A 2,226-nucleotide genomic window follows, 5' to 3' on the forward strand; every position below is an offset into this window, starting at 1 on the left:
ATACATTACACACACTTCACACATAAAGCGAACCAGCAGGTCACAATGCCTTTCTTGAGCACTTTCGAGCTAATAGAAGACCATAACCCTAGAGTTTCACTTAAAGCTGTTCGGCAATGCGTTCGTTCACCGGCTTCTTACGCACACTCACGATTTATCTCAGCAAAGTGACAAGTCTCGAGGCCTTCGTCGTAAAGCGAGATGGAGCGAAACCACCCCAATAGAAAGCTCCAGTGAGGAAAAGCTGGGCTAGGGAACTAAAGTCGAACTGTGACTACATCAACGAAGACCGATGCCCGGCCGGTCCATCCGGTCGATGAGTATCCGGGCCATGTGAAATTGCTTGTACTCGGCTTTCAACATGTGCTCGCCGCGTATGCAGGCGCGGTGGCAGTCCCGCTTTTCGTGGGCTGGGCACTTGTGGATGCCGGGCGTATGTCCCCATCCGATATTCCGCACCTAATTGCCGCGGACCTGTTTGTTGCCGGCATCGCCACCATCGTGCAGTCGGTGGGTATTTGGCGATTTGGTGTGCGGTTACCACTGATTCAGGGCTGTACCTTCTCTGCCGCCATTCCGATGGTCACTATCGGATCGCAATACGGCGTGCCCGCAATCTACGGTTCGGTGATTGCATCGGGCATTTTCATGATGCTCTTTGCACCGCTTTTTGCATCGCTTCTACGTCTATTTCCGCCGTTGGTCACTGGCACGGTGCTATTGATTATCGGTACGACGCTTATGCCAGTCGCAGCTGACTGGGTTGGTGGCGGTGCTGAAGTCAAGGACACTCCTGATTTCGGCACGCCCCAAAACTTGGCAGTAGCTGTGTTTGTGTTGGTCTTGATTCTCAGTATTGAGCGTTGGGCACCGGAATGGCTCGCCCGAATCGCCGTTCTAGTGGGCATGATTTCTGGGTTGCTGCTGTGCATTCCATTGGGAATGGTGGATTGGTCTGGGACTAAGGACTCACCAATCTTTGGGCTGACACATCCGTTCTACTTCGGCATGCCTGAGTTTGTCTTCTCGGCTGTATTTGCCATGTGCATTGTCTCGCTTGTGACTATGGTCGAGGCGACTGGAGATGTGCTTGCAATCGGTGAGATTACCGAGACCGAGATTGATAATCGCCGTATTGCCGACACACTGCGTGCCGACGGTGCTGCGACCGTGATCGGCGGTATTTTCAATACCTTCGAATACACGGCGTTTGCCCAGAACATCGGCGTCCTGTCCATCACGGGCGTGCGATCCCGATGGGTTACCGCAGCTGCAGGCGGAATGCTGCTGATTCTGGGACTGATTCCAAAGACGGCCGCTCTCGTTGCTGCTATCCCGGCTCCAGTTTTGGGAGGTGCCGGTATCGCCTTGTTCGGAATGGTCGCAGCATCCGGCGTCCGCACCCTATCCAAGGTTAAGTTCACTGAATCCAACGTGATCGTGGTTGGTATTCCGTTGGCACTGGCATTGCTTCCGGCTGTATCGCCCGAACTATTCTCCGGACTGCCGGCATGGGCACAAACGTTTATGGCCTCAGGAATCTGCGTAGGTTCCGTCGCAGCTATTATCTTGAACCTTTTGTTCAACACCGCCGACCGTGCACCGCACGCAGTTACTCCGAGCGCTCACGACACCTTCCGCGGAGGTATCAACTCTGAAGATAAGGACCACGACGGCTACGGCGACGTCCCGCCCGCTAAGCCAAGCAGTAATAACTAACTTCGGTACTTTGATTAGCGTGGCTGGATAGCTCAATCCCAGACCGCGCTGGCGTAATTAAATACAACACATTCCCGTATGGGCGCAGGCAATACCTCGCCCATACGGGATTTCCTTTTGGCGCGACCTTGGATGGCGCCGCGTTGTCTCGTAGGTAGGGCCTTAAGAATCAGGACGAATTCCAAATAAGCGTATGGATCCCTATTTGGACAGCTTGGCAGTAAAGCCCCATTGAAGCGCGGTATCTGCATGTCGGGATGAGTGGCTGTGGTAAACACAGAAGTGCAATAACTGAATCGGACATGCCAACAAGCTCAGTGCCAGAATTCGAGGAGCCTCCGACCGGTGTACTGCGCATCGGACCCTTCTAAGTACCCGCAATTAAGCCAAATCGGTAGCTACCCCGAGATATAAGCCACGACATTTGTCGATTAAATGTTGTTTACCCGTAGGTACAAAAGTGGGCCGCAGCCCCCAACCCCACACAAGGGGCAAGGCAACCACGAC

Annotated in this window: 1 protein-coding gene; it reads left to right on the forward strand. The window is 53.8% G+C overall.

Annotation, left to right across the window (positions count from 1 at the left end; translation table 11 throughout):
• The first annotated feature begins 270 nt into the window (after window positions 1-270).
• Window positions 271-1,719 (forward strand): nucleobase:cation symporter-2 family protein, encoded by a 1,449-nt coding sequence (locus HMPREF2681_RS08780; RefSeq protein WP_049189566.1) that lies wholly within the window; start codon window positions 271-273, stop codon window positions 1,717-1,719.
• Window positions 1,720-2,226: the final 507 nt, after the last annotated feature.

Source organism: Corynebacterium sp. HMSC064H12 (assembly GCF_001809925.1).
GTDB classification, from domain to species: domain Bacteria; phylum Actinomycetota; class Actinomycetes; order Mycobacteriales; family Mycobacteriaceae; genus Corynebacterium; species Corynebacterium jeikeium_D.